At 70.4% G+C, this 12,923-nt stretch carries 13 protein-coding genes; 9 read left to right on the top strand and 4 right to left on the bottom strand.

Features of this window, described 5'->3' with window-relative positions:
• Position 1 precedes the first annotated feature (1 nt).
• Entirely contained in the window at positions 2-718 is a 717-nt protein-coding gene (locus CBM981_RS00295; RefSeq protein WP_087066704.1) for a hypothetical protein, read from the bottom strand.
• An 80-nt stretch (positions 719-798) separates the two neighbouring features.
• Here CBM981_RS00295 and CBM981_RS00290 point away from each other — a divergent pair, with 80 nt between their 5' ends.
• Positions 799-1,659 (top strand): tetratricopeptide repeat protein, encoded by an 861-nt coding sequence (locus CBM981_RS00290; RefSeq protein ID WP_087066703.1) that lies wholly within the window; start codon positions 799-801, stop codon positions 1,657-1,659.
• Here CBM981_RS00290 and CBM981_RS00285 read toward each other — a convergent pair.
• Positions 1,598-2,002, bottom strand: a complete 405-nt coding sequence (locus CBM981_RS00285; RefSeq protein ID WP_087066701.1) for a hypothetical protein — start codon at positions 2,000-2,002, stop codon at positions 1,598-1,600. The two genes, CBM981_RS00290 and CBM981_RS00285, sit on opposite strands and share 62 nt — an antisense overlap.
• Positions 2,003-2,095: 93 nt before the next feature.
• On the opposite strand from CBM981_RS00285, the gene xth reads away from it, so the two are divergent.
• Together xth and CBM981_RS00275 are read left to right on the top strand one after the other, a co-directional pair.
• Positions 2,096-2,932 carry an exodeoxyribonuclease III gene (gene xth / locus CBM981_RS00280; protein ID WP_087069065.1) on the top strand — a complete coding sequence of 279 codons (837 nt, stop codon included), beginning with the start codon at positions 2,096-2,098 and terminating at the stop codon, positions 2,930-2,932.
• Between the two features lie 40 nt (positions 2,933-2,972).
• Positions 2,973-4,721, top strand: a complete 1,749-nt coding sequence (locus tag CBM981_RS00275) for an alpha/beta hydrolase (RefSeq protein ID WP_087066699.1) — start codon at positions 2,973-2,975, stop codon at positions 4,719-4,721.
• Here CBM981_RS00275 and CBM981_RS00270 read toward each other — a convergent pair.
• Positions 4,718-6,190 (bottom strand): FAD-linked oxidase C-terminal domain-containing protein, encoded by a 1,473-nt coding sequence (locus tag CBM981_RS00270; protein WP_087066697.1) that lies wholly within the window; start codon positions 6,188-6,190, stop codon positions 4,718-4,720. The genes CBM981_RS00275 and CBM981_RS00270 overlap by 4 nt on opposite strands.
• Positions 6,191-6,351: 161 nt before the next feature.
• On the opposite strand from CBM981_RS00270, the gene hemL reads away from it, so the two are divergent.
• From hemL to CBM981_RS00240, 6 genes are all read left to right on the top strand, one after another.
• The gene (gene hemL / locus CBM981_RS00265; protein WP_087066695.1) at positions 6,352-7,668 is read left to right on the top strand and encodes a glutamate-1-semialdehyde 2,1-aminomutase; all 1,317 of its coding nucleotides are present in this window, start codon (positions 6,352-6,354) and stop codon (positions 7,666-7,668) included.
• 5 nt (positions 7,669-7,673) lie between these two features.
• Positions 7,674-8,798: a TRAP transporter substrate-binding protein gene (locus tag CBM981_RS00260; protein ID WP_087066693.1), complete on the top strand. Its 1,125-nt coding sequence runs from the start codon at positions 7,674-7,676 to the stop codon at positions 8,796-8,798.
• Between the two features lie 2 nt (positions 8,799-8,800).
• Positions 8,801-9,385 (top strand): TRAP transporter small permease subunit, encoded by a 585-nt coding sequence (locus CBM981_RS00255; protein WP_225867439.1) that lies wholly within the window; start codon positions 8,801-8,803, stop codon positions 9,383-9,385.
• Positions 9,386-9,391: 6 nt separating this feature from the next.
• The gene (locus CBM981_RS00250; RefSeq protein ID WP_087066691.1) at positions 9,392-10,765 is read left to right on the top strand and encodes a TRAP transporter large permease subunit; all 1,374 of its coding nucleotides are present in this window, start codon (positions 9,392-9,394) and stop codon (positions 10,763-10,765) included.
• A 6-nt stretch (positions 10,766-10,771) separates the two neighbouring features.
• Positions 10,772-11,176 carry a YccF domain-containing protein gene (locus CBM981_RS00245; protein ID WP_087066689.1) on the top strand — a complete coding sequence of 135 codons (405 nt, stop codon included), beginning with the start codon at positions 10,772-10,774 and terminating at the stop codon, positions 11,174-11,176.
• A 67-nt stretch (positions 11,177-11,243) separates the two neighbouring features.
• A complete protein-coding gene (locus CBM981_RS00240) occupies positions 11,244-11,450 on the top strand; it encodes a Nif11 family protein (protein ID WP_087066687.1) in 207 nt (68 codons plus the stop codon).
• Positions 11,451-12,220: 770 nt separating this feature from the next.
• On the opposite strand, the gene CBM981_RS00235 is transcribed toward CBM981_RS00240, so the two are convergent.
• Positions 12,221-12,877, bottom strand: coding sequence for a hypothetical protein (locus CBM981_RS00235; protein WP_157665271.1), 657 nt, complete (start codon positions 12,875-12,877; stop codon positions 12,221-12,223).
• Positions 12,878-12,923 lie beyond the last annotated feature (46 nt).

Here is a 12,923-nt window from a genome sequence, read left to right as displayed (position 1 = left end):
GTCAGCGGGCCGGACGGCTCACGGCCGTACGGGGGGTGCCACGGCGACCCGCACCGGGACGGCCGGCGCCACCACCGCCTCCCTCCCGGCGGCCCTTGCCGCCACGGCTGCCGCGCTGGGCCACCGGCCCCAGCACCTCGAACCCCTCGAGCTGCAGGGCTTCCCCCTGGCGCCGCATGTCGAGCGCCACGAAGTGGCGCAGATGCTGCAGAGGGATCTCCCCCTTGAGCTGCAGCTTGAACGGAACGGGACGACTGCCGTCCGGACGGGGCATCTGGCGCACCTTCACCACCAGGTCACCCGATTCCGGGCGGGTGTAGATCAGCTCGCCGCGGATGGAGAAGTAGTTGTCGCCCTCGGGCAGGTCGTCGGTGGGAGCCGGATGGTCATCGGTGGGGGCCGGATCATCGGCAGCCGTGGCCTCGCCCTCGGCCAGGGTGCTTGGCTCCCACACCCCCACCATCTGAAGGTGCAGCCCGCCGGCCTCGCGGGAGCGGGGGTAGACCACCCAGAGGTGCGGCTGCTCCGGGTCGAGGTGGCGACGCATCAGGGTGAGCAGACGGCCCAGCACCACCGCCTCGATGGTGCTGCCGTCCGCCGTGTGGATGGCTCCCCGCGTGGGCTGCTCGGGATCGCTGGGCACGAAGGTGCCCCGCACCACGCCGATGGCCCGGTATTGCAGCGGCTCCGTGACCGGTGGGATGGGGTGTTGGCGCATGGCGCCCAATGTAGGTGTCGTGACGGCGTGCGATGGCATGGGGGGCAGACTGGGTCCATCCGTTCGGTCTGCCTGCCTCCATGCCCCCAGCTCCGCGCCGTGAAGGTCTCTGGCTGGGCCTGGCGGTGACAGGACTGGCCGGGGCGTGCCTGGGCGCCGGGTGGTGGCTGGGCCAGCTCCAGAGCGGTGGCGGGCCGGACGGCCCCGGTTCCCGGCCGGGCCTGGAGCGGCAGGCGGCCGACCTGCGCCGGCGGATGGATGCCGGCGAGGCCAGCGTGGCGGAGCAGCAGCGGCTGCTGGAGCTGCTCGTGGCCCTCGACCGCAAGGCCGAGGCCACCCCGCTGCTGGAGCGTCTGGCCGACCAGCAGCCGGAGCGCTGGTCGCTGCGGCTGCTGCTGGCGGAGGTCCGCCGTGATCAGGGCGACCGCAGCGGGGCCGAACGGGAGCTGCGCCAGCTGCTGAACCAGCGGCCCGACCAGGTGGAGGCCCTGCAGCTGATGGCGCTGATCCAGGTGGAAACCGGGCGCACCGCCCAGGCCGTGGCCCAGCTGGAGGCCGCCCTCAAGCGCGCCATCACGCCGAAGCTGCGGGACACTGCCGTGCCAATCGGCCTGCTGCTGGCCAACGTGCACCAACGCCAGGGGCAGCCCGGCAAGGCCGAGGCCGAACTGATCAAACTCAACACCCAGTTCCCCAAGGACCCGCGGCCCCTGCTCGCCCGCGCCCTGATCCAGCAGGAACGGGGCGATACCGGGGCGGCCCAGAACACCCTGGCCCAGGCCAGGGCTCTCGGCGGCGACAAGGGGGATCCGCGGCTGGACGAGGTGGCCGCCTCCTGGGGGCTCGAAGCCCTGCGGCCGAAGCCGGCGGAGGCTCCGCTCAGGGAGAACGCAGCGGAGCAGAGCCCGGAGAGGCCGGCTGCTGGGAGTCAAAGTCCCTGAGCGCCGCATCCACGGCATCGCCGGGGGGAGTGGCGTCGTCCAGGGCCGTGGCGCGCCGCAACTGGTTCATCAGCTCGATGGGGCTGGTGGCGTCGAAGGCGTTGCCGGTGCTGCGCGGGGCCCCGGTGCCCACATCCCTGCGACTGTCCTCGAGCGGGCCACCGAGGGTCTGGCCGTATCCGGCCTGCTGGGCTTGAGCCGCGGAGGTGAGGGCGATCGGGGGAATCACGGCCGCAGTGAGCCCGAACAGGCAGGCCCGCAGCAGGGTGAAGCGGCCAGAGGGCCGCCGTGGGGGGCTCGGGGCCGGGCTCGGGGCCGGGCTCGGGGCTGGGCTCGGGGCCATGCGTGGATCTCCAGGCCGTCCTCACGATGCTAAAGGGGCTGGCTGGAGCGTGCCTCGGTGACCGACCATGGCCCGGTGGAGCCCACCCTGCCCATGCGCCTGGCCAGCTGGAACGTGAATTCGGTGCGCACGCGCCTGGAGCAGGTGCAGACCTGGCTGGATCAGGAGCGGCCGGAGGTGCTCTGCCTGCAGGAGACCAAGGTGGCCGACGAGCTCTTCCCCCGCGCCGCCTTCGCCGAGCTGGGCTACACGGCGGCGATCAGCGGCCAGAAGGCCTACAACGGCGTGGCGATCCTGAGCCGGCTGCCGCTGGAGGACGTGCAGATCGGTTTCGAGGCCCTGCTGCCCGGCGACGCCGACGCCCAGGCGCTCGGCCAGCAGAAACGGGTGATCAGCGCCCTGGTGGACGGCGTGCGGGTGCTCAACCTCTACGTGCCCAACGGCAGTGCCCTGCGAAGCGACAAGTACGGCTACAAGCTGCAGTGGCTCGCCTGCCTGCGCCGCTACCTGGCGGTGCAGGAGCAGCAGGGTGATCCGCTCTGCATGCTGGGCGACTTCAACATCGGTCCGGACGACCGCGACCTCCACGACCCGGAGCGGCTCACCGGCGGGATCATGGCCAGCGAGGCGGAACGCCAGGCCCTGCGCGATGTCATCGGCGACCGGCTCACCGATGCCTTCCGCCTGTTCGAACCGGATTCCGGCCACTGGAGCTGGTGGGACTACCGCACGGGCGCCTGGGACCGGGACCGGGGCTGGCGGATCGACCACATCTATCTGTGCGACACGCTGGCGGCCTGCGCCACCGGCTGCCGGATTCACAAGCACACCCGCGGCAACGTGCAGCCCAGTGACCATGCGCCGGTGGTGGTGAACCTGGCCTGGCCCGAGGCGGACCCGGAGGAGGAGCTGGAGGACGAGCCGCTCTGATGGGCCGCGCCTAGCGTGATGGCTCCATCCACTGAGCCACATGGCCGAGGGGCTTGTTCAGCGCCAGATCCAGCTTCAGGATCCCTCTTCGTCCCCGATCCGGCCAGCGACTCCAGGCAGCCCAGGCAGGCGGGGCCTCCGCAACTCAGGCCTCGGCAGGGCGCTCGGGCTCGCCGCCCTGGCTGCCACCCTCTGGCTGGGCGGCGGCGCGGCACGGGCGGGGGAATCGATCTCCTTCTCCTACGGGCCGCTGATCCGCTCCCTCAAGGTGAGCTCCCTCGAAACCTTTGCCGAGACCGGCGCCATCGAGGACGATCTCGCCTTCTTCCTGCAGGCCGTACCGCCGGAGCAGCTGCCGATGCTCCGCAAGGCCCTCACCACCAGGGCTGACGTCGATCCGCTGATCGTGTCCCGCTTCTTCAACAGCAGCATGGGAGCGGACGTGCTGAAGCGGCTCGGCAAGGCCATCACCCTGCTGCGGGGGGGCAACGGCCAGCTGGCCCTGCGGGCCGCGCTGGTGAACGCCGCCTTCTCAGAAGAGGGGCTGACGCTGCTCTCCACCCTGCGGCAGCTGCCGTCCGACATCCAGATCCACGGCGAGAAGGTGCTCGGCGCGGAAAAGGCCACCAAGCGCGTGATCGCCGCCACGGAGCAGCTGAACACCGCGATGCTCAGGCTCACGGCCGAAGAGGCCGCCACCCAGCCCCCGGTGGACTACGCCACCCTGCCGGATCCGCGCCGGCCGGGGCCCTACAGGGTGAGCGAACAGGTGTGGACACTGAACGATCCCCAGCGCAACCGCAGCCTCTACGTGGATGTGTACCGGCCGGCGATCGCCGGGTCCGGGCCGGTTCCGGTGATCGTGTTCTCCCATGGCCTGGCCTCCAGGCCGGAGGACTTCGCGATCGCCCTGCGGCAGATGGCCTCCCACGGCTATCTGGTGGCGGCGCCCCAGCATCCCGGCAGCGACACGATCTGGCTGAAGGAGACGCTGCGGGGCCTTCACGCCGACCTGTTCGACGTCAACGATTTCGTCAACCGCCCCAAGGACATCAGCTTCGTGCTCGATGAGCTGGAGCGCCGTAACGCCGCGGCCTTCCAGGGCAGGCTGCAGCTGAAGTCGGTGGGCATCGCCGGCCATTCCTTCGGCGGCTACACGGCGCTGGCCGTCGCCGGTGCCCAGGTGGATCCCACCTATCTGAAAGAGGAGTGCGAGCGGCCGTACGCCGCCCTGGACATCGCCCTGCTGCTGCAGTGCCAGGCCCTGCGACTTCCGGCCGAGCAGCTTCAGGGGCTGCAGGATCCCCGCGCCGTGGCCGTGTTCGCCGCCAACCCGGTGAACCGCGCCATCTTCGGCCGCAAGGGACTGGAGCAGATCAGGATCCCGGTGGTGCTGGCCTCGGGCAGCTACGACCCGGCCACCCCCCCGGCCCTGGAGCAGGCGGCCTCCTTCACCTGGCTCACGGCGCCGCAGAAGTACTGGCTGATCGTGGAGGGGCAGGCCCACGTGAACTTCACCCAGATCGATCCGGGCATCAGCAAGGCGATCCAATCGATCACCGATCTCACCCTCCCCAGCCAGGGGCTGATCGGCGGCTACATGCAGGCGATCACCGTGCCGTTCTTCGGGGCCTACCTGCGCCAGGACGCCGCCTTCCGCCCCTTCCTGCGCTCGTCCTTCGCCGAGTACCTGGCCAGGGACCAGCGCTTCAAGCTGTTCCTGGTCAGCGGGGCCTCCTCCGAGGCGGTGAGCGCCGAGATCGAGGCGTTCCGCAGGAAGAACCCCTAAACCACCACGGCCTCAGCGGGGAGCTTCACCCCCTGGGCTTCGAGCACGGCCACCCTCCGGGCCGACTCGGCGCAGGTGCGGGGGGTGGGGAAGATCTTGCCGGGGTTGGCCCTGCCCTCCGGATCGAAGGCCCGCCGTACCAGCTGCATGGTGGCCAGGTCGGCGGGGCTGAACATCCAGTCGAGGTAGCAGCGCTTGTCGCTGCCCACGCCGTGCTCGCCGGTGATGCTGCCGCCCGCCTCCACGCAGAGGCGCAGGATCTCGGCGCCGAGCTCCTGCACCCGGGCGCCGATGCCCGGCTCGCCGGCCCGGTAGAGGATCAGCGGGTGGAGATTGCCGTCGCCGGCGTGGAACACGTTGGCCACCGGCAGGCCGTAGCGCTCACTGAGCCGCTCGATCGCGGCCAGCACCCGCGGCAGGGCGCTGCGGGGCACCACGCCGTCCTGCAGGTAGTAGCTCGGGAAACGGCGGCCCAGGGCCGAGATCGCCGACTTGCGGCCCTTCCACAGCTGGGCCCGCTCGTCCGCATCCCAGGCCTGGCGCACCTGGCGGGCACCGGCCTGCCGGCAGAGGCCGGTGGCCAGCTCCACCGCCGCGGCCACCTCCCGCTGCTGGCCGTCCAGCTCGATCAGCAGCACCGCCGCGGCATCGCGGGGGTATTCGTCGTAGCCGAAGTAGTCGTCCACCGCCTCGATCGTGAGGCGGTCCATCATTTCCATCCCCGCCGGCATCACCCCGGCTGCCGTCACCAGCCGCACCGCTTCACCGGCGGCCTCCATGGCGGTGAAATCGGCCAGCAGCACCGCCACGCTCTGGGGGGCCTGCAGCAGCCGCAGGGTGATGGCGGTGGCGATGCCCAGGGTGCCCTCGCTGCCGATGAAGGCGCCGCGCAGGTCGAGTTCGGGGGTTTCGTCCAGGTCGCTGCCCAGGGTGGTCACCGTGCCGTCGGGCAGCACCACCTCGAGGCCCAGCACGTGGTTGCTGGTGACGCCGTACTTGAGGCAGTGCACGCCACCGGAGTTCTCGGCCACGTTGCCGCCGATGCTGCAGGCCACCTGGCTGGAGGGATCCGGGGCGTAGTAGAAGCCGTCGCCCGCCACCGCCCGGGTGACCCAGCTGTTGATCACCCCGGGCTGCACCACCACCCGCCGGTTGGGCAGATCCAGCTCCAGCACACGGCGCATGCGGCTGGTGGCCACCACCAGGGCCTCGGTTTCCGCCACGGCGCCGCCGGAGAGGCCGGTGCCGCTGCCCCGGGCCACGAAGGGCACCCCCTGGCGGTGGCAGAGGGCCAGCACGTCCGACACCTGGCGGGTGGTTTCCGGCAGCACCACCAGCGGCGGCTGATGGCGGTGCAGGGTGAGGCCGTCGCAGTCGTAGGCCAGCAGCTCCTGCCGGGCCGCCACCACGGCCCTGGGGGGCAGAAGCCGGCGCAGCTCGCGCTCCAGCGCTGGCCAGTCGATACGCACAGGGCCGCTCGGTTGTGTTCCGAAACTACTGACAAACCGTTCGGGGGGGTCTTGGGCCAGGATGGGAAGCGGTCCATCCGTAACGCTCTGCCGTTGCGGCGCTACGCCCAGCCGTCGCGAACGCCGACCAACCCTCCCGTCAACCCACCGCGGAATCCGCCTTGACCTCGGCTCCCGTTTCGGCCCCCGCCCTGAACACCACCCGCTCCCAGGAGATCTTCAGCGCCGCCCAGGCGCTGATGCCCGGCGGCGTGAGTTCACCGGTGCGGGCGTTCCGCTCCGTGGGGGGCAACCCGATCGTGTTCGACCGGGTGAAGGGCGCTTACGCCTGGGATGTGGATGGCAACCGCTACATCGATTACATCGGCAGCTGGGGACCCGCCATCTGCGGCCACGCCCATCCCGAGGTGATCAGCGCCCTGCACGCCGCCCTGGACAAGGGCACCAGCTTCGGCGCCCCCTGCGAACTGGAGAACCAGCTGGCCGAGCGGGTGATCGCGGCGGTGCCGTCGGTGGAGATGGTGCGCTTCGTGAACAGCGGCACCGAAGCCTGCATGTCGGTGCTGCGCCTGATCCGGGCCTTCACCGGCCGCGAGAAGGTGATCAAGTTCGAGGGCTGCTACCACGGCCACGCCGACATGTTCCTGGTGAAGGCAGGCTCCGGGGTGGCCACCCTGGGCCTGCCCGATTCCCCGGGCGTGCCGCGCAGCACCACCGCCTGCACCCTCACGGCCCCCTACAACGATCTGGAGGCGGTGAAGCAGCTCTTCGCCGAGAACCCCGGAGAGATCGCCGGCGTGATCCTCGAGCCGGTGGTGGGCAATGCGGGCTTCATCCCGCCGGTGCCCGGCTTCCTGGAGGGCATCCGCGAACTCACCAAGGAGAACGGCGCCCTGCTGGTGTTCGACGAGGTGATGACCGGCTTCCGGATCAGCTACGGCGGCGCCCAGGCCCGCTTCGGGGTCACGCCGGACCTGACCACCATGGGCAAGGTGATCGGCGGCGGGCTGCCGGTAGGGGCCTACGGCGGCCGCGCCGACATCATGGCGATGGTGGCCCCGGCGGGCCCGATGTACCAGGCGGGCACCCTGAGCGGCAATCCCCTGGCCATGACGGCCGGCATCAAGACCCTCGATCTGCTCAAGCAGCCCGGCACCTACGAGAAGCTGGAGGCCACCACCAAGCGGCTGATCGCGGGCATCCTCGAGGCCGGCAAGGCGGCTGGCCTGCCCATCTGCGGCGGCTCGATCAGCGCCATGTTCGGCTTCTTCCTCTGCGAGGGGCCCGTGCGCAACTTCGAGGAAGCCAAGACGGCCGACGCGGCCCGCTTCGGCAAGCTGCACCGCGCCATGCTCGAGCGGGGCGTGTACCTGGCACCCAGCGCCTTCGAGGCCGGCTTCACCTCCCTGGCCCACAGCGACAGCGACATCGACGCCACGATCGCGGCCTTCAAGGAGTGCTTCGCCGCCGTGGCCTGAGCGGGTTGACAGTCCCCCGCCGCCGGCTGCTCCAGGCAGCCGCCGCCAGCAGCTCCGCCGCCCTGCTGGGCGCCTGCACCATCCGCCGCGCCGGCTCCGCCAGCGGCGATGCCCTGCCGTTGGTGCGCTGGCGGATGGCCACCAGCTGGCCCCACTCCCTCGACACCATCTACGGCGGTGCCGAGACGGTGAGCCGCCGGGTGGCGGAGATGAGCGACGGCCGCTTCCAGATCCAGGCCTTCGCCGCCGGCGAGCTGGTGCCGGGGCTGGAGGTGCTCGAGGCGGTGCAGAGCGGCTCGGTGGAGTGCGGCCACACGGCCAGTTACTACTACGTGGGCAAGAACCCGGCCCTGGCCTTCGGCACGGCGGTGCCGTTCGGGCTAACGGCCCAGCAGCAGAACGCCTGGCTCTACGAGGCCGGCGGCCTCGAGGCGATCAACCGGGTGTACGCCGACTTCGGCGTGATCAGCTTTCCGGCGGGCAACACCGGCGCCCAGATGGGCGGCTGGTTCAAGCGGCGGCTCGACGGCCCCGCCTCCCTGCGGGGCCTGAAGATGCGGATCCCGGGCCAGGGCGGCAAGGTGATGGCCGCCCTGGGGGTGAATGTGCAGGTGCTGCCCGGCGGGGAGATCTACCTGGCCCTGGATCGCGGCGCCATCGATGCCGCCGAATGGACCGGCCCCTACGACGACGAGAAGCTCGGTCTGGCCCGGGCCGCCCGCTACTACTACTACCCGGGCTGGTGGGAACCGGGGCCCACCCTCACCGCCCTGGTGAACCGCCAGGCCTGGCAGCGTCTGCCGAAGGCCTACCAGGCCATGTTCAGCGTGGCCTGTCAGGAAGCCAACCTGGCCATGCTGAGCCGCTACGAGGCCCTCAACGCCCTGGCCCTGAAACGGTTGATCCAGGGCGGCACGGAGCTGGTGAACTACGGCGAGGCCATCCTCACGGCCGCCGCCGAAGCCTCGCAGCAGCTGCTCACGGACATGGCAGCCGGCGACCGCGGCTTCCGCGAGATCCACGACCAGTGGCGCACGTTCCGCCGCCAGGTGCAGGAGTGGAACGGCGTGAATGAGTACTCCCTCTCCCGCTTCATCTACGGCGGCAAGGGCGGTGGAGGAGGCAGCTGACCATGCCCGCCCCGCCTGAGCGCCAAGCCGATCCACCGCAGCCCCATGCAGCCCCCCGGGGCCCGGCCGTGCGCCTGGTGGCCGCCATCGACCGGCTGAACCGCTGGGCGGGCCGGCTGGCGGGCTGGGCCCTGGTGCTGATGCTCATCCTCGGCTGCTGGAACGTGTTCGGCCGCTACGCCGGCCTGCTGCTGGGCACCAACCTCAGCTCCAACGGCCTGATCGAGGCGCAGTGGTACCTGTTCGCCTTCGCCTTCCTGCTGGGCCTGGGCTGGACGCTGCAGCGCCAGGGCCATGTGCGGGTGGACGTGCTGCAGAGCCGCTGGCCGGAGCGCCGACGGCTGGGGGTGGATCTGGCCGGCACGCTGGGGCTGCTGCTGCCGTTCGTGGCCCTGGTGCTGATCGTGTCGGCGGCGCCCACGATCGAGAGCTGGCGCATCGCCGAGGCCTCACCGGATCCGGGCGGACTGCCGCGGTTCTGGGTGAAGGCCCTGATCCCGCTCGGGTTCCTGCTGCTGGGCCTGCAGGGGGTGGCGGAGGCGATCCGCCTGGCCCTGCAGCGGCGCACTCTGCGGCGGCGGCGCTGAGCGGCGATGGAGATCGAGCTGCTGGGCTACGTGATCGGCTTCGATGCCGGCGCCTGGCTGGGGGCGGGCATGTTCCTCACGCTGGTGCTGGCCCTGCTGAGCGGCTACCCGGTGGCCTTCGGCCTGGGCGGAGTCTCGGTGCTCTATGGCCTGCTGGGCATGGCCCTGGGGCTGATCGATCCCGCCTTCCTCGCGGCATTGCCGCAGCGGATCTTCGGCATCATGGGCAACTTCACCCTGCTGGCGATTCCGGCCTTCGTGTTCATGGGGGCGATGCTCGAGAAATCGGGCATCGCCGAGCGGCTGCTGGTGGCGATGGGGCATCTGCTGGGCCGGCTGCGCGGCGGCCTGGCCCTGGCGGTGGTGCTGGTGGGAGCGCTGCTGGCGGCCACCACCGGTGTGGTGGCCGCCACGGTCACCACCATGGGGCTGATCTCCCTGCCGGCGATGCTGCGCGCCGGCTACGACCGCTCGCTGGCCTGCGGCGTGATCACCGCCTCCGGCACCCTGGGCCAGATCATTCCCCCCAGCATCGTGCTGGTGGTGCTGGGCGACCAGCTGGGCGTGTCGATCGGCGATCTGTTCCTGGGCTCGCTGGTGCCGGGGCTGGTGATGGCCGGCGCCTTCGCCCTCTACGTGGTGGTGATCACGGCGTTGAAGCCGGAGCTGGCGCCGCGGCGCAGCACCGCCGAGGAGCGCGCCATGCCGGCGGCCACCCTGTTGCAGGTGGTGCTGCAGCCCCTGGGGCTGATCCTGCTGGTGCTGGGCAGCATCTTCTTCGGCATCGCCACCCCCACCGAAGCCGGCGCCCTGGGGGCGCTGGGGGCGGTGGTGCTGGCCTTGTTCCAGGGCGGCCTCAACCGCCAGGCGCTGGCGGAGGTGAGCGATGAAACCCTGCGCACCACCGCGATGGTGATGGCGATCCTGCTGGGCTCCACCGCCTTCAGCCTGGTGTTCCGCGGGCTGGGGGGCGATCAGCTGATCTCGGGGCTGCTGCTCAACCTGCCCGGCGGCCGGGTGGGCTTTCTGGCGATCGCGATGCTGGTGATCTTCATCCTGGGCTTTTTCATCGACTTCTTCGAGATCGCCTTCATCGTGGTGCCGCTGCTGCTGCCCACGGCCCGGGAGCTGCTGGGCCCCGCCGAGCTGCTCTGGTTCGGGGTGGTGATCGGCACCAACCTGCAGACCTCCTTCCTCACTCCGCCCTTCGGCTTCGCCCTCTTCTACCTGCGGGGCGTGGCACCGCCGGAGCTGGGCACCGGCGCCATCTACCGGGGGGCCTGGCCCTTCGTTGGAATCCAGCTGGCGGTGCTGCTACTGGTGGTGCTGGTGCCCCAACTGGTCACCTTCCTCCCCTCGCTCGCCTCAGCGGCCGGATGAAGCCCCATGCTGCGCTTCCTGCTCAATGTGCTCTGGTTCGTGCTCGGCGGCTTCGTGATGGGCCTGGGCTGGTGGCTGGCCGGCCTGGTGGCGGCGATCACGATCGTGGGCATCCCCTGGGCGAGGGCCTGCTTCCTGATCGGCACCTTCTCCTTCTGGCCCTTCGGCTACGAGGCGGTGAGCCGGCGCGAGCTCACCGGGCGGATGGAATTCGGCACCGGGCCGCTCGGACTGCTGGGCAACATCGTGTGGTTCCTGGTGGCCGGCTGGTGGCTGGCGATCGGCCACCTGGGCTCGGCGCTGGCCTGTTTCGTGACGATCGTGGGCATTCCCTTCGGCATCCAGCACATCAAGCTGGCGTTGATCGCCCTGGCGCCGATCGGCATGGAGGTGGTGCCCACCCAGCGCTGAGCCGGTGGGGAGGGGCGCAGCCACGGGCCGGGTGAGCTAGACAGGCGCCAGCAAGCACGCTGCCACCATGACTGCCCCAGGCCTCAAGGGACTCCTGAAAGCAGCTTTCAACGATCCCGCCCTGGAGGCCCGCCTCACCGCCCCCGGGGCGGACACGGTGGCCATCGCCGCCGCCGCAGGGTTCACCATCACGGCCGAGGAGTTCAGCAACGCCCTCGAGGGGTGGGAGGAGTGGCGGATCAGCAGCATCCACGACGTGGACACCGACACCTGAAGCCGGGGCGGGCGGCGCCCTGCGGAGGCGGGTTTCGCCAGTGCCGGCTCCGGAGCCGGAGCCGTTCATCGCGGGTGGTGACGAGAGTTGCCCATCCGGATCCCAGTCGACCCGCTGGACGGGAGCAGAGGATGCACCGCTTCGTTCGCTGCCCAGCCTCGTTCGCGGCACCGCGTCGCCCGTTTCCAGCCAATAGCTGACGCGCAGCCGTCGACGGCCCGATCCACCCCGAACACGGCTCCAGCCCAGCCGGGGCTCTGCACGCCAAGCAGGCGGCGGCCCCCGGGCTGGGCTTTCCGCTGGCGCGCGTTCCGGCGTTCATCCCAGGCATCAGCCTCAACGCGCAGGGGTAATCCCCCCGTTCCTGCCAGCCGCGCCGCCGCTCGTTGGCGAACTGAACGCTGGATCTGGGGCGCAAGCCAACGGGGAGGGGCGGAAGAATCAGGGCGGGGGCGTCGCCCTTCTCCTGCTGGCTGACGTGGTAGACGCGGGACCAGGTGCCACAGGGAGCGATCCTCCGGAGAGAGATCGGAGCGTCGCGGGAAGATCCGGCCCCGCAGCCAGGCACCAGGCTCGTAACGCCTGCTGGCCAGGTCCCAGCGCCCCCCATGGGACCAGTGGGTCGGTCCACGCCGGAACACTGCGACCACGGGGGCCTGGGTGGCCGCAAGGCAGTAGATCCGCGGCGGTAGCGGCTTATTGAAGAACGGCACGCATTGAGGTCAGGGATGCACCCTCTGGCCGGGCAGGCGGTGCCATGCGCAACACCCTCAGGGAAGCCGGGGTTGGTCCTCAAAGGAGGTGGGCTGCTTCTGGAAAAACAGGGCGGCAAGCCTCTGCATGCCCACCACGCGCCCGATCTCCCAGAAAGCGAAAAAGGGCATGAAGGCCAGGGTGATCATGAGCACACGGGCCGAAAGCTCGTACACCCCCAGGGAAGCCAGATCACGCAGCCCACTCAAGGCGCTGTGATGGCGGATCATGGCCTCGACCACGTGCTCGAGGACGCTGAACAGCAGCACCAGCAAGCCGAAGACCATCGACTTGTAGGCCACCGCAACGATCAGGGGTTGCTGGTCAAAACGACGCCCAAACCCGGCCATCCTGCCGACAAGAACCACCTTGGCGATGACCAGGGCCTCGATCAACGCGATCCCGTAGTGGAGGTAGGTCACTCCGGTTTCGGCGAGCACCAGTCTGCGGTACACGGTGAACGAGCCCAGGAAGATCCAGAGATAGAGGGCTGTAAGCCAGAAGACCTTGAGCTCCTCAAGCGCCCTCTGCTTGAAACCGGAGGCCCTGGACGACCCTGTGTTGGGCGGTGTCATGCACGCCCTCTGGCGCCCACGCTGATCGTTGCCATGATGATTGGCCCGGGCAGACCGGCGGGAAGGTTGCGTGGCCAGGATAGGCAACGGCACGGCCACAGAGAGCCTGAGGCCGGTGCAGAACGCCTCTGCAGCCTGATGAGGA

This window comes from Cyanobium sp. NIES-981 (genome assembly GCF_900088535.1).
Lineage (GTDB): Bacteria > Cyanobacteriota > Cyanobacteriia > PCC-6307 > Cyanobiaceae > NIES-981.
The sequence above is the reverse complement of the archived record's forward strand: the minus strand, read 5'-3'. Positions and strand labels throughout refer to the sequence as shown.

Excerpts from the sequence above, each read along its gene's own strand:
- CBM981_RS00250 (WP_087066691.1), top strand. The coding sequence starts at position 9,392 with ATGGAGATCGAGCTGCTGGGCTACGTGATCGGCTTCGATGCCGGCGCC.
- xth (WP_087069065.1), top strand. The coding sequence starts at position 2,096 with ATGCGCCTGGCCAGCTGGAACGTGAATTCGGTGCGCACGCGCCTGGAG.
- CBM981_RS00255 (WP_225867439.1), top strand. The coding sequence starts at position 8,801 with ATGCCCGCCCCGCCTGAGCGCCAAGCCGATCCACCGCAGCCCCATGCA.
- CBM981_RS00290 (WP_087066703.1), top strand. The coding sequence starts at position 799 with ATGCCCCCAGCTCCGCGCCGTGAAGGTCTCTGGCTGGGCCTGGCGGTG.
- CBM981_RS00240 (WP_087066687.1), top strand. The coding sequence starts at position 11,244 with ATGACTGCCCCAGGCCTCAAGGGACTCCTGAAAGCAGCTTTCAACGAT.
- CBM981_RS00245 (WP_087066689.1), top strand. The coding sequence starts at position 10,772 with ATGCTGCGCTTCCTGCTCAATGTGCTCTGGTTCGTGCTCGGCGGCTTC.
- CBM981_RS00275 (WP_087066699.1), top strand. The coding sequence starts at position 2,973 with ATGGCCGAGGGGCTTGTTCAGCGCCAGATCCAGCTTCAGGATCCCTCT.
- CBM981_RS00285 (WP_087066701.1), bottom strand. The coding sequence starts at position 2,002 with ATGGCCCCGAGCCCAGCCCCGAGCCCGGCCCCGAGCCCGGCCCCGAGC.
- CBM981_RS00295 (WP_087066704.1), bottom strand. The coding sequence starts at position 718 with ATGCGCCAACACCCCATCCCACCGGTCACGGAGCCGCTGCAATACCGG.